We start from the raw sequence: 1,364 nt of genomic DNA on the forward strand, positions 1-1,364 counted from the left end.
TGTATTTTTTCACACTGGTTTTAGACATTTGCAATCTAATTTCTAGCATTTTTTTAGCTTTTCCTGTTGCTTCTTTTAAGTACTCCTGAACCGTTTTCTTTTGTAAATTAGGTATATCTAATCCTTGTTCATCCTTTAACCAAGCCAATAACTGTGTAGGACTATTAGGATTTTCTAAACCTGTTATATGTTTAGCTTGTTTAAGCAATTCTTCTTTACTCTGCTTATCGAGCACATTAGCTCCTAACATCAATGATTTAGAAAGCTTAATACCTCTGTCGTTTATATGTTGGTCAAAAACCCAATATGTTTGTTCAATTGCAGTTACTGGAAAGTCTTTAATTTTATTAGCAATCGCCATTTCTACTTCTACATCTCGAATACAGTAATCTATAAATTGTTGCCATTTTTCAAGATCATGTTCAGGTAGGTTTCTTGTTCTTCCTCCATTAACTTTTGTTGGTTTACAAGGTATAGAGAAATAACGAATTAAATTTTTACCTGCTTTATCTTTTTGGCTTTGTAGTCTTAAAACTTCTCCAACTTTATCAAGCGAAGCAGGTAAGCCAATACGCATTGAATTAACCATTGTGCAAATCCATTCTTCAGGTGGCATCTGTTTATTAAAATGTTTAGCAAGACAAGTTCTTTCGAAATTAGCATTGAATGCATACTTTTTTACAGCAGGGTCAAATAGAGCAATTTTAAACGTCTCATAATCAGCGTGGAAAGGCTCATTATCTACTTTAGTCATGTCAATCGCACTAATCGCTCCACCATCTATCGAATAAGCTATAATTAAAATTTCGAAATCTTCAGCTTCTGTGTATTTATAGGCACCACATTTCGAAATATCGTTACTGCTGTATGTTTCAATATCTATATTCATAAATTTCAAATTCTTGACACCTCAATTTCTTTAAAATTAAAGTGGGGCTAAAAACCCCACCTATTGACTTATAAGAAATCCTCATCATCAGTGTCTAATTCATCAAAATCATCTTCTGCTGCACTTGCACCGCCAAGAGGTTCGCCTTTTTCTACAAGTTGAATGTTGTTCAATCCAACTGCGATACCCTTATTACCATTTGTGTTGAATGGAAATAAATTGATTGAAGCTCTAATATAGTCACCACTTACAATAGTTCCAGAATCCGTTAATCTAATTTTGTTTTGGTCAATAATACCAGGTGCTTGTTTGCTTGATGCGTTAATAAAATAAGCGTCTTGATAATTCACATCATCTTCTCTTTCAGTATCTCCATCACGTAATGGAAGTTTCAGATTTGCAGGAACTTTGCCTCCAAACTTACTAACTTTTCCTTCTTCTTTAGCAGCTTCTATAGCTTGTTCAATGGCTTTTA

General features: G+C 33.6%; 1 protein-coding gene and 1 pseudogene. Both read right to left on the reverse strand.

Annotation, left to right across the window (positions count from 1 at the left end; translation table 11 throughout):
* Positions 1-889 (reverse strand): annotated as a pseudogene (locus tag IDG60_RS14265) (DNA polymerase); the annotation flags it as partial.
* A 68-nt stretch (positions 890-957) separates the two neighbouring features.
* On the reverse strand, positions 958-1,364 hold a 407-nt coding region (locus tag IDG60_RS14270; RefSeq protein ID WP_206160827.1), incomplete at its 5' end, for a DUF2815 family protein.

The organism is Staphylococcus sp. EG-SA-2 (assembly GCF_017152085.1).